Source organism: Photobacterium swingsii, assembly GCF_024346715.1.
Taxonomy (GTDB): domain Bacteria; phylum Pseudomonadota; class Gammaproteobacteria; order Enterobacterales; family Vibrionaceae; genus Photobacterium; species Photobacterium swingsii.
Window position 1 is genome coordinate 576512 of the sequence record NZ_AP024853.1, and the last position, 23758, is coordinate 600269.

Below are 23758 nucleotides of genomic sequence, written 5' to 3' on the forward strand. Positions count from 1 at the left end.
GTTAGTAAAAAATACCGTTATTGCTGAACTGCTTCGGTGCGACTGTTTCTACCCGAGACTGTCACACTACGCGTCTTAATCGTTCCAGCATGGTTAACATCAACTGGTGCATAATACGGCAGCCACGTACTACCACCATCAAGCGAATATTGATTTCTCAAACCAGGGAAACGTGTATTTATCTTTAACTTACCCGCATCAACAACTGCACCAGGCAGAGGGATTCGGTAATTCACACCATGCTGAGGTGGCAACTGCTCATAGATATCAACAGGCTGAATATATTCCAGTTTACTTAAAGCGAACTGCCCTAAGGTATTAGAGAAGGTATCCCAAGCCTGATCCATTGGCGTTTTACCACTTTGATCGATAGGCAATTCTGCTGGCATATTAGTTACCCAAGCACGCTCCGCAACACCCAATAATTTAGGGAAAACCAAATACTCCATAATCTCTGGGGATTTCGAGTTTTCAGAGAATAGCTGACCTTGTAAGCCAACTACATTACGTTTACCTTCTTCCGTCAATGAAACCCAGTTTGGATTCCATTCAACAGGATTACCCAGTTTATCTATTTTCCCATTGGCGTAAATATTAAATGGTCGATATTCAAACGCTTTTTTTGTGTCGGTATAACCTGCCCAGTGATAACCAACTTCGTCTGGGTGTTTATTGTAGGCTAAATCAAAGTACAAGTTGGTCGCATGCGATAGCACCACATCATAACCTTTGTTAGCAAAGACATAGGCTTGATGTTCATTACCCCACCCCCACACGTTATTCCAGAATATAGGGTACAACTCACCATAATCGACATTACCTGTACCATTATGGGTTAGTACATCACCCCAACTCGCCATTTTGAATCCATTTTGATTAATAATGGAAACCCAGCGCATGAAAAAGTAATCAAATAACTCAGCATCTGTTTTGCCTGCGGTTTCAGGGTTTTGCTGTATAGCTGGCGACTTCGCCCACCATTCATTTGGTCCTAAATGAGGGAGTTCATCACCGCCGCCATGTAACCGAGTTATCTCCGCACTAGGCACGGCGTCATACATTGCCTTTGTTTCGCTGATGACTTTTTCTAAGAAAGCATAAGTACCGTCTAGCGATGGGTTCACAATATTATCGGTATAAAACTGCGGTGTGTAATACTCAGATTTATCTAGAGGATCAATCAAGCGATAGCGATTGGCTTCAACAAGATCTGTCTCTTTATATTTATTGTAACGGTACTCCATCGCTTTAATAGCAGCACGGGCATGTGCTGGAAAGTCATATTCTAATATGACGTCGATATGACGATCTGCTGCATATTTTAATATGTCTTTAAAATCCTCAGTTGTGTAGTACCCCCAACCTTTGCCTAAAAAATTCTGCTGAGCAATTTCAAATCCTTGAAAGTCGGGTTTTACCCCATTATTCGCTTCTATAATATTCTTAGGCTTTCCTTCAATACCATCTCCAGTATTAAATTCATTGCTTGACCCCATAAAAGTATGAAGCATTTTTGTTTCACTTAAGTCATACCCTCGTTTTGCACCAAACTCGGTCAACTCAGGAAGACCTGGAATTTCTAAACGCCACCCCTCATCGTTAGCTACGTTCATTTCAAATTTATTAATTTTATAATAAGCTAATAAATCAATTAATTTAAAAATAGTCTCTTTACTTTGGAAGTTTCGGGCAACATCAAGCATCATGCCACGATACTCAAATCTTGGAGCATCAAGTGCAGTCATCGCAGGTAATACTGCATGTTGCATTTTATTTGCACTAACAGAAGATTGATAAACATCATTCGGTATCAGCTGACGCAATGTTTGAATACCATAAAATACGCCGCTTGCGTCTTTTCCTTCAATGGTAATGCCATTGAAAGGATCGATATCTAATCGATAACCTTCCTTATCTGCGACACCATCAGCATCTGTATCTAATAATGGGTTAATAGTTAAGTTTATGACGCCCGCCATATTAGGCTCTGTCGCATTAATGGGGAAATCGCCCTTCATTAAGTCTTTAAGCGAGCTTTGTAGATATAATGCTTCATTATGTAAACTTTCTGGTGCTTTGATAGAAGCAGTCCAGCCTAATAACGTTAGGAATGCACCGTCTTTTAACTCAGCCGCCTGCAACTGAGGAACAACTTGGTGCTGCACCGAAACCTGCGATTTTTCTGCGTTATTTTCAGTGAAACGTAATTGGGCGGTTTGAACCGGCATATTATCGTTAATGCTCTGCCGCGTCTGCTTAGGATCAGATGGGTCCATCATAACGTCAACGGAGATAGCATGAGGCGCCTGGCCATTATATGCGATATGAAAACCTGATGGAGAATCATTCTTCAGCATCTGCCAATATTGCGCGGTGATCATGATCTCTCTAGATTCACCCGGTAAAATAGGCTTAAAGCCAGCCACAGGCTCAAGTACAAAATAGTCACCGCTAGCTGCATCGTCTGCATTTTTTAATAATACGTTTTGGTCTAACATTTGTTTTCGTGCATTTATTCCATCTATATTATCTGATGGTAAAACAGATGCGGGGGGCCTTACTGAGCTAAAATAAAGTGACCAATCTTTATCGCTAAGCGTTTCAGTTCCATTATTAGTAATGGTTAAGCTTCCTAAAAATATATTTTCGCCTATATCATGGTCAACGACCTTCCATAGTAATTCGAGTTCATTGGCTTTTGGATGGAATGTTTCGGAATAAGCAGGGTTGCTAATTACAAGCTGTGACATTAAGGCAACCGCTAGTACTTTAAGCGGAAGTTTTATCTGATTCATTTTATCTACTCCATGATAAAAAAAACATAACGAAGATTTTTAAATGATGTGGTTCAACAACTTTTAATAAAGTTAAGTCAGAGGCATATAAATATATGCCTCTTTATTTACCTTTTAACTTTATTTAATATTTATTTGTGCAATTAACGTCGATTCGCCATTCTTTTATATTGATGACGTCGCCCACGAAGTGTTAGCCCTAATTGCATGATATTTTCAGGGGGTGCAATACCGCTATAGCCGCCATCACCAATATGAACAATATCAGCCCCTGCTGCTTTACAGGCCATGGCAACCTGTTCGATGTAGGTTTGCGATGCTCCCTCTTGTGACGTACCAATCGCTAACATGCCTAACATACCGCTATTATGCACTGCATCCATCATGGATTTTGCCATATCAGCACTGACTCCTGGTGTGGTATAAGGCGCCGGGAACATCATGACATCTGCGCCTGCTTCAGCAAATTGGCTAACGATATTGAGGTTATAGTCATTCCCAACCCCACCCGCATGCATTTTACCAGCAATAATGATGATATCTTTTGAAACATTGCGTACCAAAGCAATCGCATCCAAAATGGTTTCCTGCGTAACGGCATTACCCGGGTTGCCTGTTAGCATCACGTAATCTAACCCAAGTTCAATCGCTTTTTCGACTGTTTCTTTGGTGACCGTTCGACCAAGGTCCACATGCTTAACGTCATCTGGCACTGGTTCTAGGTTGCAGCCAATTAAGCGCCCGGTTGCAGCTTTTACTTGTGAAACCGTCATGACTTCATTGGGATTTTCAGACAAGACCTTAATCGCAGGTTTCATTACATCAAGGCAATTTAATGTGATCATATCGGCACCAAAAGCCGCTGCGATCTCTGCGCCTGAAACCATGTCTATGGGGGGGGTAATCGCAACAACATTTTCCACCATAACGGTGCGCCCTTCAGAATTTCGAATACTCTCTACCAATTGCTGACGAGAGGCCATTTCAAAATCATGGGCGGTATAATCAAATATTCGCTTCTGCATAGCTTTCATTCCTTTGGGCTTCTAATTGCGTGAATTTATGCTGAATTGCCACCATCTCTTCGGCTAAATCTCGGCAAAGCATGGTGGTCATAATATGATCTTGAATATGGGTCAAAATTAAGGTCATTTTGACTTTGCCTGCCCCTTCATCAAAACCGATCAACGCAGTCTGTGTTTTATGGACTGTGACTAGGGCTTGGTCGCTATCTTTTAATAGGCGTAATGCTTTTTCATTATCACCTTGCCGCGCGACGTGCATCGCTTCCATGCAGGCTGCACGCGCTTCACCCACTTGACACAATAAGGTCATCAAAAACTCTTCTGTAATGTCGTCACTACACTGAATATCCATGTCCATTAATTTGCCTCCGTCGGTACTAGGTCGTCTGTGCCTTCTGCTGCTGTATTCATGGCTTTCTCTTCAGCAAGAAGTTGTTTTTCATGTATTTTAAGGAATGGATAAAACACGATGGCACTGACAATTAAGCTACTCAGCACGACTAAGGCGGCGGTACCTGAATTGGTTGCAATAATAGCCCCTATCGGTGCTGGCATTGTCCAAGGTGGAATTGCAATAATTTTAGCGACGAAACCTGATTTAAACGCTAACCAAACGATAGTCGTATTCAAGGTTGGTGCTAATAACCAAGGAATGAAATAAATAGGATTCATCACTATCGGGGTACCGAAAATAACAGGTTCATTGATATTAAATGTTCCCGGGATTATCGACATTTTACCGATTGTTTTTAGCTGAGTGGCTTTAGAACGCATCATCAAGAGCACTAACCCCCATGTTCCTCCGGCCCCACCAACAAAGATGAAGAAATCCATAACAGGGTTAATAAATATTGCTGGTAATGGTTGCCCAGCAGCCAAAGCATCTTGGTTTAAGCCAAGGTTGATCAATAGCATAGGGCCAATAATGCCACCCACAACCGAACCACCATGAATCCCGCTAAACCAAAGTAGCTGAACCATGAGCACTGCGATTAAACAAGCAATATAGCTATCAGAAGCCAATACTAAAGGCTGGAAAAGCTGCATGATTGCTGAAGGTATTTTCAAATCATACTGACCTAAAAATACGTTGATCGACATAATAATGAAGGAAATAAAGACAATAGGAATAAGAAGATCGAATGATGCTGAAATTTTAGGGGGAACAGCATCTGGCATTTTTATACGAATATTATATTTGATCAGTAAACGCTGCATCTCGGGTACTAACAAACCACAAAGGATAGCGGTAAATGCACCCGTTCCACCAAGAAACGCACCAGGAAGTACACCACCAACATCTTTTATATCAAGCATTGGTGCCACAGCAAGCAAGAATGCAAAGATTGATAACATCCCCGTGTTCATCGCCCGCAATTTATAAGACTCCGCCAAGCTAAAGCCAATACCAAACGCAGCGTATAAAGCAAAAATCCCCATGCTTAACTGAAAAGGCGCCATGATATTTTCTTTGCCAATAATATCGATTAACCCATGCCAACCATCGAAGAAGAAATTGCCTTCAGATGGGGGAAAGGCTAATACCAGTAACAAAGAACCCACGATCAAAAAAGGCATGGTTGAAACAAAGCCATCTTTAATTGCATTCACATGCCTTTGAGCGGATATTCGCCCTGCAACCGGAGCAACAACATTTTCGATAAAATTAAGGACTCGATCAAATATAGCCATTGCGCTACCCCTCCGTGACTGTATGTGCATGATACAAACTCACAGCCTGCGCAAGGACAGCGTCACCTTTTAGCAAACCATAATTCATCATGTCGATCAGACCGCACCCCTTTCCTTGCTCATTAGCGATACGTTTAAATTCTTCGTACTTAAATTTAACTTGCGGCGCCACTAGACAAACATCGCTCCACTTGATGCACTCTTCAAACTCTGAAATGGAATGTGCAGAAATCTCGCATACTAAGCCTTTTTCTTTTGCCGCTTGCTCCATCCTACTCACGAGCATGCTGGTCGACATGCCAGCAGCACAACATAAAAATATTTTCATACTGTCTCTCCTTAGATAGTCACAATTTGGTCGTCACGATCTGATATTCAATACCGTCAAACTAATCATGTTACTTATCAATGAAACCGGTTACTGAAACCGGTTTCATTTATACTAAGAGAAGCAGTTAAGCGCATGCTTATTTGCTAATAATTGCCAAGCCAGTCAATCTATTTAAATGCAACGAAGTGAGTACCAAGCGTCGATTTGAGAGGGTGAGCATCTTTAGAAGAATAGCGAAGGTGCTCTATAGACTGTGTCCCCATGGCATTTATGAAAAAGCAGCCTATTGAGCATCAAAAAGGAGGATGTGGCGAGTAAACGGTATTACGACGAAGCAGCTTGGGTTGAGTCTCGAATAATGAGTTGACCACGCATAATGTCTGATTCAAACGTTTCTTTCTTTTCTACCAGCTGCTGAGCAACCAACATAGCTTGTGCCATCACTTCCTGAATTGGGACATCAACTGTGGTCAGTGAAGGAGTGACAAACGGACTACAAGGATCATTATCTATGCTTACGATAGAGATATCACGTGGGATCTGTATACCATGCTCGTTCAGCGCTTTTATACAGCCAATCGCAATATCATCCGAAGCAATCACCATGGATAACGGCAAGTTCCCACTTTCTACTATCTTTTTACCTGCCTGGTAACCTTCAATATAACCAAATTCAGACGTACTAAACTGAGCCGAGATCCCTAATTCAGCTCGATGATTGATGGCATCTTGAAAGCCGGTCAGCCGAGAGTGAGATGTTGGAGTAATCGGCTTTGGTCCTAAGTACATCATAGAACGGTGACCAAGTTGAATAAGATGCTCCACTGCCATCTCTACCGCATGCTTTTGGTCAAAAGCAATGGAATAACCTGCTTCTTGAGGTAATTCACGGCCTACGTTCACCAAAGGAATATCAATCGATTGATTGAGTGCGATGATCTGTTCTGGTGATAATTGACGACTGTACAGCACAATGACGTCGCACTTTTTTTCCACCAGTGAATGCACTGCTTTTAATTCAGATTCTGCGTGATTATGCCCATCTGCAATTAATAACTGCTTTCCCATCAGATCAGCGCTAACAGATGCCTGCTTTAACAAGATACCGAAATAACTGCCCGTGAAATCAGAGAGCACTAGACCAACACTATTGCCACTTTTCGTTGCTAATGCTTGCGCGACCGAGCTGGGTTTGTAGTTAAGCTCAGACATAACCTGCCTAACCAATAAACGGGTACTTTCTTTTACCTGCCCTGTTCCATTAATAACACGTGATACCGTCGCTTTTGAAACACCAGCAATGCGAGATACATCCGATATTGTCGCCATTCATCCCTCGGCATAACATTCAAAATTACAACTTATTGAATTAAGGAAGATACCAGATTTCAATATCTTTAACAGCGCATCATCACAAGTTACCCCATAATAAAAACAGGGTGTCGCACGATAAATAAGAAGGAAATGGTATGGCTGCAATTACTGACTTAAATGAATTGCTCAAAACAATGTCGCCAAAAGTGAAAGCAGATGACTATGTGTTTTGTACCGTCACCGGTGCGATCAAAGATTACCTCACACTCGAACCTATCGCTTTCTTTCATGAAGATGAAGGTGTGACACTGGTATTAAAGCGACAAGATGCATGCAATGCAGGCTTACCTTTTGATGGTATTTTTAAGCTCATTACCCTAACCGTACACTCGAGCTTAGAGGCTGTAGGTTTAACAGCAGCCGTTGCCAGTAAATTAGCCTCCTATGATATCAGTGCCAATGTAATTGCCGCCTATTATCATGACCATATTTTTGTTCAGAAAGAGAAAGTTGATATTGCCATGTCGGCGCTGGCTGAGTTTTCTGGCGAGTCGTGAGTTCCGTAGTGATGCATGCTTTAGCGTCATGGGAAAATATATTGCACCTTTTGGCACTTTTCCCTTTTCGCAAGACCAACTCCTAATGTATTGTGCGCGGGTGAAAAGTATCCCTACGATACACATCATGTTTCTTGCTCTGTAAACCGAACACTTTCCTTCTACCTTTTAACCTCATTAGGTATGACGCCTTTTAGGCATTACAGAGCCGCGTTTTGCCATTTATCTTAACTATTGCGGTATCCACCTTGAACACCACTCACAAATACACACTCGCTGGCTGTATGGCCATTTTATTGTGGAGCACAAATGTTGCTTTCATTCGTAATGTGACCGAACAATTAGGCCCCATAGGTGGGGCAGCAATGATATATACCGTCAGTGCAACGCTACTGGCTATTTTTATTGGTTTACCCAACCTTAAACGCTTTTCTATTAAATACTTAATATTAGGTGGCGCGCTATTTGTCTCATACGAAATGTGTTTGGCGCTAGCGCTAGGGATGGCAAACGATCGCCATCAAGCCGTTGAAATGGGTGTCATTAACTACTTGTGGCCAAGCCTCACTGTACTGCTTGCCGTATTAGCCAGTAAAAAGTCGGTTAACCCAGCTCTTTACCCTGCGATGGCGCTTTCATTTTTTGGAGTTGCTTGGACAGTAAGTGGTGAGGACGGTTTATCAATCACTCAACTAACAACAAATATCGCTTCAAACCCTATTAGCTACTGTTTGGCTTTTGTTGGGGCATTTTTGTGGGCAACCTATTGCAACCTCACTAAACGCTTAGCAAAAGGTGAAAATGCGATCACTTGGTTCTTCATTGGCACCGCCATCGCACTATGGATCAAATACGCTTTTAGCAATGAACCAGCGTTAACGTTTTCGATAGACGCAAGCATAGATTTGGTGCTTGCCGCGACAGCAATGGGCGCAGGCTATGCACTTTGGAATATTGCCATCATTAACGGCAATATGGTGATGTTAGCCACTATGTCTTATTTCACCCCTATTTTTTCGACTTTCTTTTCGGCGATGCTACTTGATCTCGAACTCACTGCGACCTTCTGGCAAGGGGTTATCATGGTAACGATTGCATCTTTAACATGCTGGGTTTTAACGAGAAAAAGGTAGCGCCCCTCCCTTCAACTCTGATTACCCTCCCCCATAAACAAACATTTATTGGGGGGTACTTTATATTAAATAGACGCCAAGACTGCATCAATCGTATCGACAACCTGCTGTGCTTTTGCTTCATTAAGCGCATCAGGATGGGGTTGGCTAAACTGACCAATATCGTTGTCAAAATACAGGCCGAATGCACCTGCAAAATCGCCCGATAGCGCGGCACGACAAAGAATATCAGCACCTATGGTTAGATCCCCACCTGCGACACCGTAAGCATCTTTTACCATTTTGCTACCAAGCATAGACGCAGGGTTAATCGAGACAATCATAGGTCCTGTCTCTTTCAGCGCTAATCCCATCACGCGAGACCACATGGTTAAAGCTAATTTACTTTGTGCGTACGCTGCACCATCAGAAAGTTGACCATTACCCGCCAATGCAGACACATCCACAGGTGATTGCGCTGCTGACGACAGGTTAACAACACGGCTTTCTGCTCCTAACAAAGGCATCAAATGTTTAGTTAACAAATAAGGAGCGATTGTATTCACCGCAAAACGCACGTCTAACCCATCGGCAGTTTCTCGCTGTGGCGTGGTAAATACACCTGCATTATTAATCACGACATCGATGGTTGAGTGTTTTTGGGCAATATCATTAGCCAGTTGAACAACATCACTCATTACAGACAAATCAGCAACAAAGCTTTCTATTACCGCATCAGCGCCGGCCTCTTGACGAAGATTGGCTAACATAGTTTCCGCTGTAGCTAACTTAGCTTGGTTACGCCCATGCAATAAAACCTGATGCCCTTGAGCAACCAACTTTTTAGCCGTTTCTAAGCCAATGCCATCCGTTGCCCCTGTTACCAGAATTTTTTTGTCATGGTGTACTCCCAACTTGAATAAATGCTACAGAACCCTGTATCAATGAGTTATCAGCATACTGCTAATTACCCTCCGTGATAATTAGCAGTATGCTGATCAAAAACAGTTTTAATCAAACATTAATAATCCATGTACGCCAATATTTATTACCACGCTTAATAGTTAAAGCACCAACCCATTAGTCAAGCTTCAAGGTGCTTACTCCCCCTATTCTAGCTGCTCCCTTAAACTTGGCTTCATTCCTGTTCCAGACCAATTTAAGGTAGCCCCATGAAAAAGACTTTTTTATCTCTAACTCTAGCAACACTTATGGTTTCAAGCCTTGCCAACGCAGTTCCATCAGAAGGTAAGGTTCGCGCCGATATGGGTATTACAGAATCAAACCTACTTGCAGCGGATCAAAACCGTTATACCTACAAAAACATGCAAGAGTTTATGAAAACCAAAAACATCGACGCTGGTGCTATGGCGCCAATCATCTTAGAAAGTGCCAAGGCTCAGTTAGGCAGCGTTGAATTTACGCACAACGGCAAAAAGATGGACTTACAAACAATGCTCAAAGAGCATCGAGCTGATGCATTTATTGTACTGAAAGATGGCAAAGTGGCACATGAACAATACTTTGATGGCCAAACCGAACGTACAAAGCACCAAATGATGAGTGTAACCAAATCGTTCACTGGTATTTTAGCTGCAACTTTGATTGCAGAGGGAAAACTAGATCGCGACGCACTTGTGGGAACCATTGTGCCTGAACTAAAAGGTTCAGCCTACGCCGATGCAACAGTGGGACAAGTCATGGACATGACAAACAACGTGAAATATTCAGAGGCTTATGAAAATCCGAACGCTGAAGTGTTTCAACACATGAAGACATTTGGCTTTGCGCCAATGGAAGACGGTTACAATGGCCCAAAGACTATTCATGAGTTCTTAAAGACACTTGAAAAAGTAGGTGATCGGCCACACGGTGAAGAATTTCATTACATTTCAGCAAATACAGATGTCGTGGCATGGATACTTGAAAAAGTAGAAGGCAAGTCATTCAATCAAATCATGTCAGAACGTATTTGGTCTAAAATTGGTGCCGAGCGTGACGCTTTCGTTATTGTTGACGAAGAAGGCACCTCACTGGCATCTGGCGGCTTAAATGCAACCGCACGTGACCTAGCAAAATTTGGCCAGTTACTGGCAGATCAAGGTAAGAACCTCCATGGGGAACAGATACTACCGGCTTCGGCTATTGCATCAACTCAAGCTGGTGGCAGTCCAGTGAAATTTGAAAAAGGCGGTTACAGCTATGATGGCGCCACCTTAGAAGGTTGGAGCTACCGCAACCAATTTTGGCACACTAATAACGAGAACCAAGCATATACGGCATTGGGAATTTTCGGGCAGTGGATCTACGTTGACCCAACAGAAAATGTTGTGGTCATTCGTCAAGCAAGCATGCCAACTTCGATTGATGACGCTAAAGATGCTGAGATGATCAGTGCTATTAACGCGATTATTAATAAGCTTAAATAAGCTGATTTAGATAAAAAAATAAGGCGAGCAGCATGGCTCGCCTATTTTGTACATCCCTCACCCTAACGCTCTCTTAGCGCGACTGAGTCATCCATATTACTTTCACTGCCTCGCTTCATAGCGACCAAATAAAAGGCGTACTGATTGGGGGGGATCGCCATACACACTAATTCGATTTAGTTACTGATTATCCAAATCTCGAATTTTCTTGGCAGGAATACCACCATACAGCGTATCTGGCGGAACATCTTTATTCACCACAGAACCTGAAGCAATCACTGAACGCGCCCCTATCGTCACCCCTTGGTTAATCACAACATTGCCACCAATCCATACATCATCTTCGATTTTGATCGGTTTGCTGTGTGTTTCCCATGCCCGACGCTCACGATAATCTAAACTATGGCTGGCCGTATAAAACTGGGCGCTAGGACCAATAAGTACATTATTACCAATTTCTATCGGTGCATTATCAAGCATGGTGACGCCCATATTCAAAAAAGTCCCGGCGCCTATAGAAATCGTTTTACCGAACTCACAATGAAACGGTGGGCAAATCAGCGTTTTCTCGCCAATACTTGCGAGAAGCTGTTGCCACAGATGTTCAGCATGCCCAACGGGGACTTTGTTAATCTCTTGCTGGAGCGCAAACGAACGATTTCTGATCTCGGCAATTTCTGGATCGAGCCCATTAAAATTCGATCCTTGCACCATTTTTTCAAATTCAGTCATCTTCATACTCCACACTTACTCTTTATTCAGTTTTTTATTCTGCTTTCTTTGTTGGATCTTGTTTGCCCACAAGGTTCTTGATGTGCGCAAGCTTGCTTTGGCAAACAATCTAACCATCACCGTTTAGCTTGCGGCCAAACTTTAAAATATGTGGCCTTAAATAAAGGTGAACAGGCTCGCACATTCCCAAAAGCATAATAAGCCACCCTATCAATAGCCGACTTATTGAGCACAACTGAATGTACTTCGATGGTGAACCACTCAAAATACAATAACCTAAAATTATCATATTAATAAAAAACCATAATTTAAGTTTATCCCTTATCACCATTAAGATTGCTCTATCGAATGAGGTTTAGGTAGCTCGTCACATCCCTACCGCTCAGTGCTAACTCACACTTACAAAGGTCGTATATGAAATTTTTACACACCATGATCCGCGTTGTTGACCTAGAAAAATCAATCGCCTTTTACACCAAAGTACTTGGAATGAAAGAGCTTGATCGTTCTGACAATCCAGAATATCGCTACACGCTTGTATTTGTTGGGTATGAAGAAAATGGCACGACCATAGAGTTAACCCATAACTGGGACACTGACCAATATGAAATGGGCAATGCCTTTGGTCACTTAGCGCTCGGTGTCGACGATATTTATCTCGCCTGCGACAAGATTAAATCCTTAGGTGGCAAGGTCACCCGAGAGCCCGGCCCAGTGAAAGGTGGCACAACCCATATCGCTTTCATTACCGATCCTGATGGCTACCAAATCGAATTGATTCAACTAGGTTAATTTTCTGAGGAAGAACACATGAAAAATGCATTATTTCAACCTATTCAGCTAGGCACACTTTCTCTTAAAAACCGAATTGTCATGCCTCCAATGACGCGCTCTCGTGCCAGCCAGCCAAGCAACGCAGCCAACGAACTTATGGCGACTTACTACGCCCAACGCGCCTCAGCAGGGCTTATTGTTGCTGAAGGCACACAAATTTCAGCCATGGGGCAAGGCTATGCTTGGACACCGGGGATCTACACAGCAGAGCAAATTGCAGGCTGGAAAAAAGTAACTGACGCCGTTCACCAACAAGGCGGTGCTATTTTTGCCCAACTTTGGCACGTAGGTCGCGTAACCCACCCTGACAACATTGGTGGAGAACAACCAATTTCATCTTCAGCATTAAAAGCTGAAAACGTAAAAGTGTTTATCGACAATGGTACGGATGAGCCAGGGTTTGTTGATGTCGTTGAACCTCGAGAGATGACTAAAGCTGACATTAACATAGTAATAGAGCAATACCGTCAAGCCGCCCTCAATGCGATTGAAGCAGGCTTTGATGGCATTGAGCTTCATGCAGCGAACGGTTACCTAATAAACCAATTTATTGATTCTGAAGCCAACAACCGTACCGACGAATACGGTGGCTCGATTGAAAATCGCTTACGTTTCTTAGGCGAAGTGGTTGCCGCTATGGTCGATGCCATTGGCGCTGATCGTGTTGGTGTGCGTTTAGCACCATTCACTTCATTAAATGGCACCGTTGATGCGACCCCTGTAGACACTTATACCGCAGCTGCCGCTTTACTAAACACATACAAAATTGTCTATCTTCACATTGCAGAAGTCGACTGGGACGATGCACCAGACACACCACAAGGCTTCAAACAAGCGGTACGTGATGCTTACCAAGGCGTCATTATTTATGCCGGTCGCTACGATAGCAAACGTGCAGAGCAAGCCATTAAAGACGGTATGGCTGATATGGTTGGTTTTGGTCGTCCATTTGTGGCAAACCCAGATCTGCCAAGCCGTATTGAAAAAGGTCATCCACTAGCACAACACGACCCAAGCACTTTATTTGGCGGTGACGAAAAAGGGTTAACCGATTACCCAACTTATGCGCAATATCGACTGGCTATCTAGCTTTCTTATATGCATTACGCTAGACCAGAAATCAGATCATAAGTAATAGAACTAATAGCAACCTCAACAATGATGAGGTTGCTATTTTGATACCTCAATCCATTCGCCGTTTAGCGACAAGCCTTGGATTATCCGTTAAAATTCATAGCAATTAGAATAACAGGCTGTATTGATATGAAAATTTCCGTTGATGGTGGTTCATTTAAGGTCGCAATTGAGACTGAATACGAAGGTTTGGTTGTTGAAGCCACACAGATCTTCCATGAGACGCGTGAGCAAGCAAAATCCAATGACAAAGCAATCCTACGCTTTCTACAGATTATTTTGGAACACCGTGAAAGCGATGATGCGATTGGCTATTCAGTATTAGGCTTACTGGGCTGGTATAACGAAGTGATCGATCCGGTGCAAGACCAAGATATCGAGTTAAATCTACCTAAAATATTGCCACATTTGATCAATCCAGCGGGCGATTTGACGGCAACTAGTGACAATGAAAGCAATACATTTAAGCACTAAGGTTTTTACATATTAAGCCTTTGTGTACTAAAAATTAAGCGCTCTAACTCTAGGCGCTTAATTGACTCTATTTTGCCCTCTCGATTACATAGCGATGGTTTTATTTATTCCAACCTCCGCAACAAAATCTCTGTCATGGCTCACTAAAATGAAAGCTCCTTTATAGTCATTCAGTGCAGCAGCTAAAATCTGCTTTGACTCGATATCTAGATGGTTATCGGGTTCATCTAACAGCAGTAATGGCGAATGCGCAGCATGGCTAACAATAAGCATAGCCAGCTTCATTTTCTCCCCCCCACTCAAGCATTCAAGCTTGCGATACACGACATCGCGTCGAAAACCGATTCCCGCCAATAAAATTCGTGCATCGCTTTCTGTTAAACCATCACAGTGTTTGAGTAAGCTCTCAAGTAAAGTGGTTTCGTGCTCAAGCAAGCCAAAATGTTGATCGAGATAGACAGCGTCAACATTCAATTTAACCGAACCTGTATAGTCAGAATGTACGCCTTGGATTGCTTTCAACAAGGTTGATTTACCGCAACCATTATCACCTTGCAGATAACAGCGTTCAGCATGCGACAGAGTGAATGACAATGGATTCCCACGCCCATACTTCAATCGGCACTTTTCAATATTCAATAATGACCTTTTCTTCACCACCGAAGATTGTTGCAGGTACAAAGTCTGCGGTTTTAGCTGCTCCCTTTGTTTTTTCAGTGCTTGAAGCTTATCGAGGTTTCGCTCTTGCTGGTTCTGTTGATTGGTCACAGCAGCAGATCGGCTTTGCCCAGCTTTGTCTTTCATGGCATCGAGTAAAATCTTGGGCTGACTACCTGTTTTCCTTAGCTTATTTCCATGCGCTTCACGCTGTTGTGCTTTCTCTTTGTTAACTTGCGCCTGACGCTCTAATCGTTTTTGTTCAGCACTAAGGTACGAGATTTTTTTATCTAAGGCCTCAAATTTGGCCGTTGATTGCGCCAAGAAAACATCATAGTTCCCTTTAAAATAACCTAACCCTAAGCCTGTTAATTGATAAATAGCATCAACATGCCGGAGTAAGTTTCGATCATGACTGATAAGCAGCACTTGCCCATCAAATTGGTCAAGTTGCTCAATCAACCATGCCCGACCTTGGCTATCTAGGTGGTTAGAGGGCTCATCGAGTAACAAAATATCTGCGTCTGATTGAAACAAGAGATGCAGCTGTAACAGTGCTAATTGTCCACCACTTAAAGCATGGCAATAGTCATCAAGGCGGGCATCAATCCGCAATGCTTTTAGCACGCTAAGCGTTTGCGCTTCTATATCCCAATCTTCACCGATCAAGTCAAAGTCGCGTTGTTCACAACTTCCCTGCTCAATAGCTCGTAACGCTATCAGCTTTTCTTTGATTCCCAGATAATCAGCAATCTGTTGTTTGCTCGCTAACAAATCTGACAGTAACTGGGAATAATGCGCGATTTTCCCCTGACATGTCACCTTCCCTAAAGTAGGGCTTGTTTCGCCCAATAATAGCGATAGAAATACAGATTTACCGACGCCATTTCGCCCTACCATCCCAGTAAGGCGGTCAGTGAGGCTAAAGTTAATATCGCGAAATAACCACTCGCCCGTATCGAACTGAAATGACAATTTGTGTGTAAATAATGCAGGCATAAAATACCTCCCTTTACGTTTTAAACTGTAAAAGGGGCTTGGTCGTTACTTAAGTACGATCGTCGAAGAACAGGTAAACCGTTCTTTAATGACAATAGTGATATTTTCTGCAAGATAGAGATGACGAAGTAACGCCCACTAACCCCGAGTGTCCAAATGATTTGAGATTTATTGGATGTCAGGAAGTTAGTACTTCATTATGGCGTTAAATCCTATTGAGGTGATGGCATCAATTCTATCTTCATCTCAAGTGAAGCGTCAACTCAACCACAGAGATAAAAATTGATGTAACTCTTACTACATAATGAACACTTTGAAATGAAAAAAGCACCACATTGTGGCGCTTTACTCAATAAGCAGCTATTCAATTAAACCAATTGACACTTTATTTACCACTCATTACAACTTGGTCCAAGCATCTTGCCAATACAAGCTATCAGCTGGGGCATACGATGCGCTGGCACACCATGCCGTAAATGGCCACGGCTTACATTCATAAACCCCGTTATCAGCACCTAGCACTTTGTCACCCGCTTGGTAACTCACACCCGCTTGATATGGTGGATAATCACCAGAAGGTGGGGTTACTGTACCTTCTTCTTTAATGGTAAATGGCGCGGTAAATACCACCATTTCACCGTCCGCTGTTGTACCCGCGACGTCTAATGTGTAGCGACCTGCATCAGCGTTAAAGATATCAAGCGTGATCGCTTTGGAATCAACAAGGTTTACTTTCGCTTGATTCATCACAACGCCTGCACTATTAGCTGCCATCACGGTGACATCAAGCGCTTCATTCGCAGTTAACGTTAGCGACAAACGCACTTCACCATTTGCAGCTAGATACTCTGGCGCTAGGCCCGATACATTAAGCTCTGTATCCACATCGGGATCGGGCGTTTCACCGCCACATGTGGTGTCGGACACTTTTTTCCACACGCCCCACTCACCAGTTGTGCCTGGTTCATCACCACGCGTCCACCAGCCTGCTTCCCAAGTCGCACCATTATGCGAAACTTGGTCGCCTTCTACATAGGTTGTGGCTGCATTCCATTCATTGGCACAGCTACTGCCGTCACTCACAACAACTTTACGCTCAGCACGCACCGTTTGGTTGGCGCTATCAGTCACCGAATATTGAAGCGTGTAGCTACCTGCACGGTTTGTATCAACAGCCCCTGTTACGCGGATCTGATTGGTCAATTCACCGTCTTCCGCATCCGTTGCTGTGACATTGGCTAAAGGATCAAACGTTGCACCAATCATTACATTGGTATCTTTCACGCCGTTCAATACCGGCTTTTGGCTATAAACTTCAATACTGCGCGCTTTGACGGTTTCGTTGTCATCGCTGTCTTGTACTCGGTAAGTTAAGACGTATGTCCCAAGCTGACGTACATCAACACTGCCCTCAACAACGATTGAACCTGTTAGGTCACCGTCTTCTTTATCAAACGCCGTAACATTCGCTAATTCATTAAACATCTCACCATACAACACGCGAGTATTCTCTACCCCTTTAAAAACAGGTTCGCCTTCTGCTGGTGGCGGTGGTGTTTGACCATGTACGAATGGGCCATAGTTGTTAATGAACGTCTCACTGTAGGCTTGGCCTGACGCATTGGTGCCCATATCCCAGTTCACCGACCATGTCATCACACCGCGTAATGGTTGCCCTTGCTTGTTCAAGCGCTCAAATGCATCGTAGAGATCTTGTGGATCTTGTACATAGCCTGTTGCGGCAGCATCAATGCTTGATGGAATACCAAATACCAGTTTACTACTAGGGATTTTATGGAAGCCACGCGTCCCATTGGCGAGTGAATCTGAAATATAGTAAATAAATTCTTCTTTTAACGCATCGTTGTTTTGAGCAATCCAGCCAACGCCTTCAACCCAAATCCCATCGCCACCTTGGTTATAAAACTGCGGGTTAATCCAGTCGTAGTAACCTTCAAGGCTCTCTATGTATGGCACGTATTTACCGCCCGAAGTTAAGTATGGAAACTCAGGTGCCATGGTAATCAGGAAGTTTTTACCCTGCGCTTTATAGTGATCTTTCACGATACGCAGCGCGGCAGGAATCACGGTTTGGTTATCAGCGGCTGTCACAGCTGCTTGTTCTAAATCGATATCTAAGCCATCAAAACCGTAAACATCGGTGAGGCGAATGATCTCTTCAGCAAATGCTTGCTCATCACCCTTTTTCAATTCAACGTGTGCGTCTGCGCCACCTAGCGCGATTAACACAGAACGACCTTGCTTATTCAACTCACCAATTTGATTAGTAAATTCTTGTTCAGACAAACCTATAGTTGGGTCTAAACGAAATGTCGGAATACGACCTTCAGCCACATCGAACACTTTCATGAAGGAAACATTCACCACGTTGTACATTGGGTTCACCGCTTCCAATGTCACGCATGGCGCATTACCACCTTTGTAACCAGCGCCATCACACCAGTTGTGCCAGTAACCAACGACTACACCCGCTTCCGGGTTAACCATTTTTGCGCTATCAGCATATGCTGCACCAGAGAAAGCAGCGATGCTTACAGATATTGCTAGTTGGAGTGCATTACGTTTTAACATTTCTATTTCCACAAAAGTCGCTGTGGTTGTCACAGCCATGAAACTTATTTTAGTCATCAAATTTTGTGTTTAGGTATAGAAACTTCTACTTCAATGTACTGTTTTTTATAAGATTGAGATCTTCTGTCACATTATTAAAATTAGCTATATTTAAAAATTGACGATTTCTACAATTTATCCATACAGGTAATAACTTTCAATAAAACCACTAAATAACAATGAGATAAAACGAAACAATCCCTATTCAGTCATACATAGAGTGAATCACAGCTAAATACGTAATAATGAAGAAAGCGAACGGCTCTGTTGATTTATAACGCTTGCCAATTCTTACATATAACAGGAACGATACTTGCGGCCTTACCTCTGATGAACTTGTAACCAAATGGCACTCTCCCTTTAATATCAAGAGAAACAAGCTTTTTCTCTGCCTTATACGGGGCTTTTTTGAGTAGTCCTGCGGCTGGCTGCACAGTTAGGGAGCTCCCAATGGCAAGTACTTTATCAGCAGACTTTATATAATTTCGCGCTTCTTCCAATTGCATGACTGGTTCACCAAACCACACAACATTAGGCCTTAATTGACTATTTAATTCACAATGTTGACCAATATAAATCGGCTTATCCCAGTCATAAGTAATCGTAGAATCAAGACTACTTTGGGCGCGATTTAACTGCCCATGCAAGTGTATAACTTTCGAACTACCAGCTTTTTCATGCAAGTCATCAACATTCTGCGTAATAATAATTACGTCATAGACGGCCTCTAGTTCAGCTAATGCAATGTGAGCTTTATTTGGCAATGCTTTTGCAGCCGCGATTTTACGCTGGTTGTAAAAGTTCAGCACCAACTCAGGATTGTGTTCAAAAGCGCCTTTCGTTGCTATCTCATGAACAGAATAATTTTCCCATAAACCGTCACTGTCTCGAAAAGTACTTAGTCCACTTTCGGCACTTATGCCTGCACCTGTAAAAACAACGATCTTCCTCTTTTTTATCTCATTCACCATCATTTGCACCCATGCTTAAACCTTTGGAATTAAGGATAATATGGTATGCGACATATGCTGACGCATAGCGTATCATTCAAGAATAAGACCAATAACCGACTGATATAAAGGGATATAATGGACAGTGGAATGAGAAAACTATCTGTATTGGCTAAGTTATCTCGACACAGGAAAATATCAGCGCCAGAAATCCAACAACAATTAATGGATGAGGGTGAAGAAGTGTCACTTCGGACTGTGCAGAGGGATTTAGTCGAACTTGCGAGCAAGTTTCCAGTATGTAGTGACGAAAGTAAGCCTATTGGGTGGCATCTAACGAAAGATGCTGAATTAACCTTGCCAGATTATGATTTAACAACGGCCATTACCTTTACGATGGCTGATAAATATCTCTCTAACTTGCTTCCACCCGTCATGCGTGAACGACTGGATCCTTATATCAGAACGGCGAATCAATTTTTAGTCACAGAAAACAAAAAACCTCAGAGTCAATGGCCCCAAAAGATAATCGTTCACACAAAAGGGCAGCCTCTACACACAAGTGATATTTCAGCTGAAACCATAGAGGCGATCTACGCTTCTTTATTCTCAGCAATGTGCCTACGACTTACCTATAAGTCATTGACAACAAGCGAAGAAAACGACTTTACTTTTCACCCTTATGGCATTGTTGTGCGTAGCGAACGTTCATACCTTGTCGGAAAATATGATGGCTATGAGGATATCAGATCATTACTGTTAAGCCGCGTAATTAAAGCAGAGCAAACAAAAAGAGCGGCAGATATCGACGCTGACTTCTCCCTTTCAAATTATGTTGAAAATGGAAATATGGGAGTCATAAGAAGTGAGCATAAGTTAGCAATAAAGCTATGGATTACCCCTATCTTAGCGGAGATTTTAACAGAAACACCACTATCTAAAGATCAAGTGTTCAGTCCCAAAGAGGATGATTTCATTTTGACCGCATCGGTAGATGATACCGATGAATTAAGGCATTGGATTTTATCAATGTGTAATCACGCTACTGTGCTATCTCCCGAAACGCTACGCAAAGAGATCAAAGATATATTAGTTACAAGTATTTCATACTATGAGGATTAGACATGACAATTAGAGATGATTTTATACACAACCCGCCAATCATTGATGTCTACTGGGAAGGCCCTTACACCATAGATAATATTGATACCGTACAAGACAGCGCTCACTGTTTATATCAAATTTATGGCCCTCACCCAGTCTATGGTACTAGCACTCTGCTTTACATTGGGAAAACAGAAGCACAAACAGCTGATCAGCGTATTCGGCAGCATAATTGGATTTCTAACCAAGCGGACATGTGTAGCATTTACATCGCGACATGTGGAGTTTTCTCGAACTGGAAAAACTGGGGAGAAGACAAGCGAGAAAGGTATGGTAAATTTCAAGAAACCAAAGGAATAACAATTTCTAATCTCGAATCGCTCCTCATTTATGCGCATCAACCCAGCTACAATAGCCAAAGCCTGAAATCTACAAATTTTGCTGATAATGCATTTCGTATATTTAATTCAGGCTCTCGGGTATTACTACTTCCTGAAGTTAGCACTCAATTTTATGCAGACCCTAATATTAGCCACCCCGAAGCTGATCAGTAATGGCAGGGGATTGCAGTGAAATATTTAAGGCCTTCAGAGGAGTTACACCTGCTTTAAAGGCCGAATCACAGATTCTAAGCCTTCAATTTTAAACTCTAATGCCAACGCAAGCAGTGTACCCAGTTCCCCCTCAGGGAAGCCCTGCTTGCGAAGCTAAAGATAAACAATATTCTTTGGGGTTTATCGCATTTTTGGCGAAATTTTGTTAACTGATAGAGCGATATTTAAGCACTCCCGTTAGAAAAATGGCTTTCAGCGCTAACTCTAAATCGTAACCATAAACTTCCCCAAAAAGAGTTGGCAAAGAATCATCATAAAAGCATCTCAAGGGCAATATGAATTAGTTAGTTCTTTTGCAGCTCAGTACTATGTTTAGCCATTCATCACTTCTTTCTTTTCTTTTATCAGAAGAAATCCAAAACTCATCGACTTTTAATGCTTCTGGTAAATGATATTGAAGCGTTTCTAATGTTTGGAAGTTGAAAAAACGTCCGTTTCGAATGCCTTCAAATGTACCATGTTTAAAGCTGGCATAAATCACTCCATCACCAATAACTAAATTAGCAATTTTTTGAAAGCAGGCTTTTAGCTCATTAGACGGAATATGTAAAAGTGATGCACATGCCCACACGCCATTGAATTTTTTATCAGTTTTCAAGCCTTGGATAGTATTTCCCCAAACTTCAACTTTAGCGTAGTTCCTTGCATGTTCAGCTAGAGGCATTGAAGGCTCTAAGCCAGTTGGCACAAACCCTGCGTTTTTAAAGAAAAGCAAATCTCGACCAGATCCACACCCGATATCTAGAATCTTTGCACCAACTTCAAGCCGATCTAGGAAAGGAGTATAAATCTCTGACATATCAACAAAAAGCGTATCATCGATAAAGCTCTTTGCATTCTCAATATAGTAATTTGTCATACATCTTCACTCGCATAGGTATATTTAGGTTGCCAGCCTTTAATGGGTTTAAAGTGCTTATAGATAGTGTTCATCTTATTTACAATTTGCAGTTTTGTTTGTACTCTCAAACTCAAACAGATTGAGTTCTTAAGAGAGTGTTTATGCTCTTCAAAAAACAGAATATTCCGTTCCAATAGCTTTGTGTAAAATTCACTTTGAGGTGGTGCATCAAACTTACCATCACTACCTCGATTACATTCACGGCAAGCAATCACTAAATTCCAAACCCCGTTTACGCTAGGGTAGTCACAGCCTAAGTGCTTCATTATAGAAAATGGGAAAAAGTGATCAACATCAGGAAAATCATCGCTGTGATTCATCACAAACTTACTCACTTTCCTATTACAATAGAAACAACGACCATTTTGGTAAGGTAATAATGTATCTACAGCCGAACGTAAACCAATACGCTCACTTGCAGTGACGGAGTAGAATAAACCATCGGTATCATTGTATTGAAGAAGATTAGGTGATAATTCAGCTTTCCAAGCCTCTTCAATAACTCTCCAACGAGCTTGGTTTTCTTGATTGATCAGCTTCTTTAAGTTCTCTGACTCTAGAATCTCTACCAAGTTATCAGTTAGAACAATACGTTTGTCTTTACGTACATCTTCAAAGAGCAAATACTCTTTATCGATTGTTCCCGAGCCTACATTTTGGAAAGCTCTGAACACATCATTGAAAATATATTTACCAGCTGTTTTATTTAGCTTTTGCCAGTCAGCTTCAGACTGTTCCGTGTTCAGGTATTGGTCAATGCTATGAGTAAAAGCATTTTCTTTCTTTGCAAACTGGTGATTGTTTTTACGGTAGTGTCGAACGAGTTCTTTAAGGAATATTTCTTGAACATCCTCATATTTCAGTTCGCAGATAGCTGATTGCTGCATCAACGAGTGGCAAAGAGCAAACTTATAGGTTGCTGAATTCCTGCCAAACAGAGTGAGGGTACGGAAAGTATTGAGTGCAGTGCTATCAGAATCTAAAAAAGCTTTAATTTCTTTTTTCTTTATTGGGTTATCGACCACCTAGCACCTCACCGTATCTCTTAGTCCTTTGATTAAGTTAGGATAATACCACTGTTTATTAAAACAGTGGTAACTAATGGCAATATCAACTGGTTTTGCTCCCCCACCCCCAAAGAAAAAGCTCACAACATACGTGTAGGCTTCCCGTTTCCGCTCAAGTTGATCGGGTTAAGGCAACATACGTTTAAGCGGCTTTACACGATATCCAACCCTTCAATCTTAAACTCAAGCGTAAGTGCCATCAGCATAACCAACACTCACCATCCGAGAAGCCTTGCTCTGAGTCCAATAAAAACAGCTTCCTTCTGGTCAATGATGCTAGAAAAGAACAACCATCTAGACATGCCTTACTTTACTTACAAAAAACTTGATAAAAGACTAACTAGGAATACACTCACTGTTCACGGGGAATTCAAGGCTCCCTCCTAATTCCATGTATCTAGTTAGG

The 23758-nt window shown here is 42.2% G+C and carries 21 protein-coding genes and 1 pseudogene; 8 read left to right on the plus strand and 14 right to left on the minus strand.

Annotation, left to right across the window (positions count from 1 at the left end; genetic code table 11):
* Positions 1–17: 17 nt before the first annotated feature.
* The 6 genes from OCU77_RS19945 to OCU77_RS19970 all read right to left on the minus strand — a co-directional run bounded on the left by OCU77_RS19945 (position 18) and on the right by OCU77_RS19970 (position 7172).
* Entirely contained in the window at positions 18–2795 is a 2778-nt protein-coding gene (locus OCU77_RS19945) for a family 20 glycosylhydrolase (protein WP_107302706.1), read from the minus strand.
* A 143-nt stretch (positions 2796–2938) separates the two neighbouring features.
* Positions 2939–3820 carry a DUF7916 family protein gene (locus OCU77_RS19950; RefSeq protein ID WP_048898990.1) on the minus strand — a complete coding sequence of 294 codons (882 nt, stop codon included), beginning with the start codon at positions 3818–3820 and terminating at the stop codon, positions 2939–2941.
* Positions 3801–4178 carry a PTS lactose/cellobiose transporter subunit IIA gene (locus OCU77_RS19955; RefSeq protein ID WP_048898989.1) on the minus strand — a complete coding sequence of 126 codons (378 nt, stop codon included), beginning with the start codon at positions 4176–4178 and terminating at the stop codon, positions 3801–3803. The genes OCU77_RS19950 and OCU77_RS19955 overlap by 20 nt, the downstream gene beginning before the upstream one ends.
* Positions 4178–5512 (minus strand): PTS sugar transporter subunit IIC, encoded by a 1335-nt coding sequence (locus OCU77_RS19960; protein WP_048898988.1) that lies wholly within the window; start codon positions 5510–5512, stop codon positions 4178–4180. The genes OCU77_RS19955 and OCU77_RS19960 overlap by 1 nt, the downstream gene beginning before the upstream one ends.
* A gap of 4 nt (positions 5513–5516) precedes the next feature.
* Positions 5517–5840: a PTS sugar transporter subunit IIB gene (locus tag OCU77_RS19965; protein ID WP_048898987.1), complete on the minus strand. Its 324-nt coding sequence runs from the start codon at positions 5838–5840 to the stop codon at positions 5517–5519.
* Positions 5841–6167: 327 nt separating this feature from the next.
* Entirely contained in the window at positions 6168–7172 is a 1005-nt protein-coding gene (locus OCU77_RS19970; protein WP_048898986.1) for a LacI family DNA-binding transcriptional regulator, read from the minus strand.
* 140 nt (positions 7173–7312) lie between these two features.
* On the opposite strand from OCU77_RS19970, the gene OCU77_RS19975 reads away from it, so the two are divergent.
* Both OCU77_RS19975 and yddG read left to right on the plus strand, forming a co-directional pair.
* Positions 7313–7714, plus strand: a complete 402-nt coding sequence (locus tag OCU77_RS19975; protein WP_048898985.1) for an ACT domain-containing protein — start codon at positions 7313–7315, stop codon at positions 7712–7714.
* Between the two features lie 248 nt (positions 7715–7962).
* Entirely contained in the window at positions 7963–8847 is an 885-nt protein-coding gene (gene yddG / locus OCU77_RS19980; RefSeq protein WP_048899054.1) for an aromatic amino acid DMT transporter YddG, read from the plus strand.
* Positions 8848–8912: 65 nt separating this feature from the next.
* Here yddG and OCU77_RS19985 read toward each other — a convergent pair whose 3' ends face one another.
* Positions 8913–9740: an SDR family NAD(P)-dependent oxidoreductase gene (locus OCU77_RS19985; RefSeq protein ID WP_048898984.1), complete on the minus strand. Its 828-nt coding sequence runs from the start codon at positions 9738–9740 to the stop codon at positions 8913–8915.
* A 258-nt stretch (positions 9741–9998) separates the two neighbouring features.
* Here OCU77_RS19985 and OCU77_RS19990 point away from each other — a divergent pair, with 258 nt between their 5' ends.
* Complete coding sequence (locus OCU77_RS19990) at positions 9999–11255, plus strand: serine hydrolase domain-containing protein (protein WP_048898983.1); 1257 nt, start codon at positions 9999–10001, stop codon at positions 11253–11255.
* Positions 11256–11435: 180 nt separating this feature from the next.
* Here the strand turns inward: OCU77_RS19990 and OCU77_RS19995 are convergent, their stop codons facing one another.
* The gene (locus OCU77_RS19995; RefSeq protein WP_048898982.1) at positions 11436–11987 is read right to left on the minus strand and encodes a sugar O-acetyltransferase; all 552 of its coding nucleotides are present in this window, start codon (positions 11985–11987) and stop codon (positions 11436–11438) included.
* 414 nt (positions 11988–12401) lie between these two features.
* On the opposite strand from OCU77_RS19995, the gene gloA reads away from it, so the two are divergent.
* The 3 genes from gloA to OCU77_RS20010 all read left to right on the plus strand — a co-directional run bounded on the left by gloA (position 12402) and on the right by OCU77_RS20010 (position 14429).
* Positions 12402–12779: a lactoylglutathione lyase gene (gloA, locus tag OCU77_RS20000; protein WP_048898981.1), complete on the plus strand. Its 378-nt coding sequence runs from the start codon at positions 12402–12404 to the stop codon at positions 12777–12779.
* A gap of 18 nt (positions 12780–12797) precedes the next feature.
* Complete coding sequence (locus tag OCU77_RS20005; protein ID WP_107302707.1) at positions 12798–13910, plus strand: alkene reductase; 1113 nt, start codon at positions 12798–12800, stop codon at positions 13908–13910.
* Positions 13911–14084: 174 nt separating this feature from the next.
* Positions 14085–14429, plus strand: a complete 345-nt coding sequence (locus OCU77_RS20010; RefSeq protein WP_048898980.1) for a hypothetical protein — start codon at positions 14085–14087, stop codon at positions 14427–14429.
* Positions 14430–14513: 84 nt separating this feature from the next.
* Here OCU77_RS20010 and OCU77_RS20015 read toward each other — a convergent pair whose 3' ends face one another.
* The 3 genes from OCU77_RS20015 to OCU77_RS20025 all read right to left on the minus strand — a co-directional run bounded on the left by OCU77_RS20015 (position 14514) and on the right by OCU77_RS20025 (position 19690).
* Positions 14514–16085, minus strand: a complete 1572-nt coding sequence (locus tag OCU77_RS20015; RefSeq protein WP_048898979.1) for an ATP-binding cassette domain-containing protein — start codon at positions 16083–16085, stop codon at positions 14514–14516.
* Between the two features lie 399 nt (positions 16086–16484).
* Positions 16485–18677 (minus strand): immunoglobulin-like domain-containing protein, encoded by a 2193-nt coding sequence (locus OCU77_RS20020; RefSeq protein ID WP_048898978.1) that lies wholly within the window; start codon positions 18675–18677, stop codon positions 16485–16487.
* 311 nt (positions 18678–18988) lie between these two features.
* A complete protein-coding gene (locus tag OCU77_RS20025; protein WP_204375166.1) occupies positions 18989–19690 on the minus strand; it encodes an SIR2 family NAD-dependent protein deacylase in 702 nt (233 codons plus the stop codon).
* 126 nt (positions 19691–19816) lie between these two features.
* Between OCU77_RS20025 and OCU77_RS20030 the strand changes: the two genes are divergently transcribed.
* A complete protein-coding gene (locus OCU77_RS20030) occupies positions 19817–20788 on the plus strand; it encodes a helix-turn-helix transcriptional regulator (RefSeq protein WP_239685971.1) in 972 nt (323 codons plus the stop codon).
* A gap of 2 nt (positions 20789–20790) precedes the next feature.
* Positions 20791–21324, plus strand: coding sequence for a hypothetical protein (locus tag OCU77_RS20035; protein WP_048898977.1), 534 nt, complete (start codon positions 20791–20793; stop codon positions 21322–21324).
* Positions 21325–21366: 42 nt separating this feature from the next.
* Here the strand turns inward: OCU77_RS20035 and OCU77_RS20040 are convergent.
* The 3 genes and pseudogenes from OCU77_RS20040 to OCU77_RS20050 all read right to left on the minus strand — a co-directional run.
* Positions 21367–21474 (minus strand): annotated as a pseudogene (locus OCU77_RS20040) (putative quorum-sensing-regulated virulence factor); the annotation flags it as partial.
* Positions 21475–21664: 190 nt separating this feature from the next.
* Positions 21665–22243, minus strand: a complete 579-nt coding sequence (locus tag OCU77_RS20045; RefSeq protein ID WP_048898976.1) for a class I SAM-dependent methyltransferase — start codon at positions 22241–22243, stop codon at positions 21665–21667.
* A complete protein-coding gene (locus OCU77_RS20050; protein ID WP_048898975.1) occupies positions 22240–23310 on the minus strand; it encodes an HNH endonuclease family protein in 1071 nt (356 codons plus the stop codon). The genes OCU77_RS20045 and OCU77_RS20050 overlap by 4 nt, the downstream gene beginning before the upstream one ends.
* Positions 23311–23758: the final 448 nt, after the last annotated feature.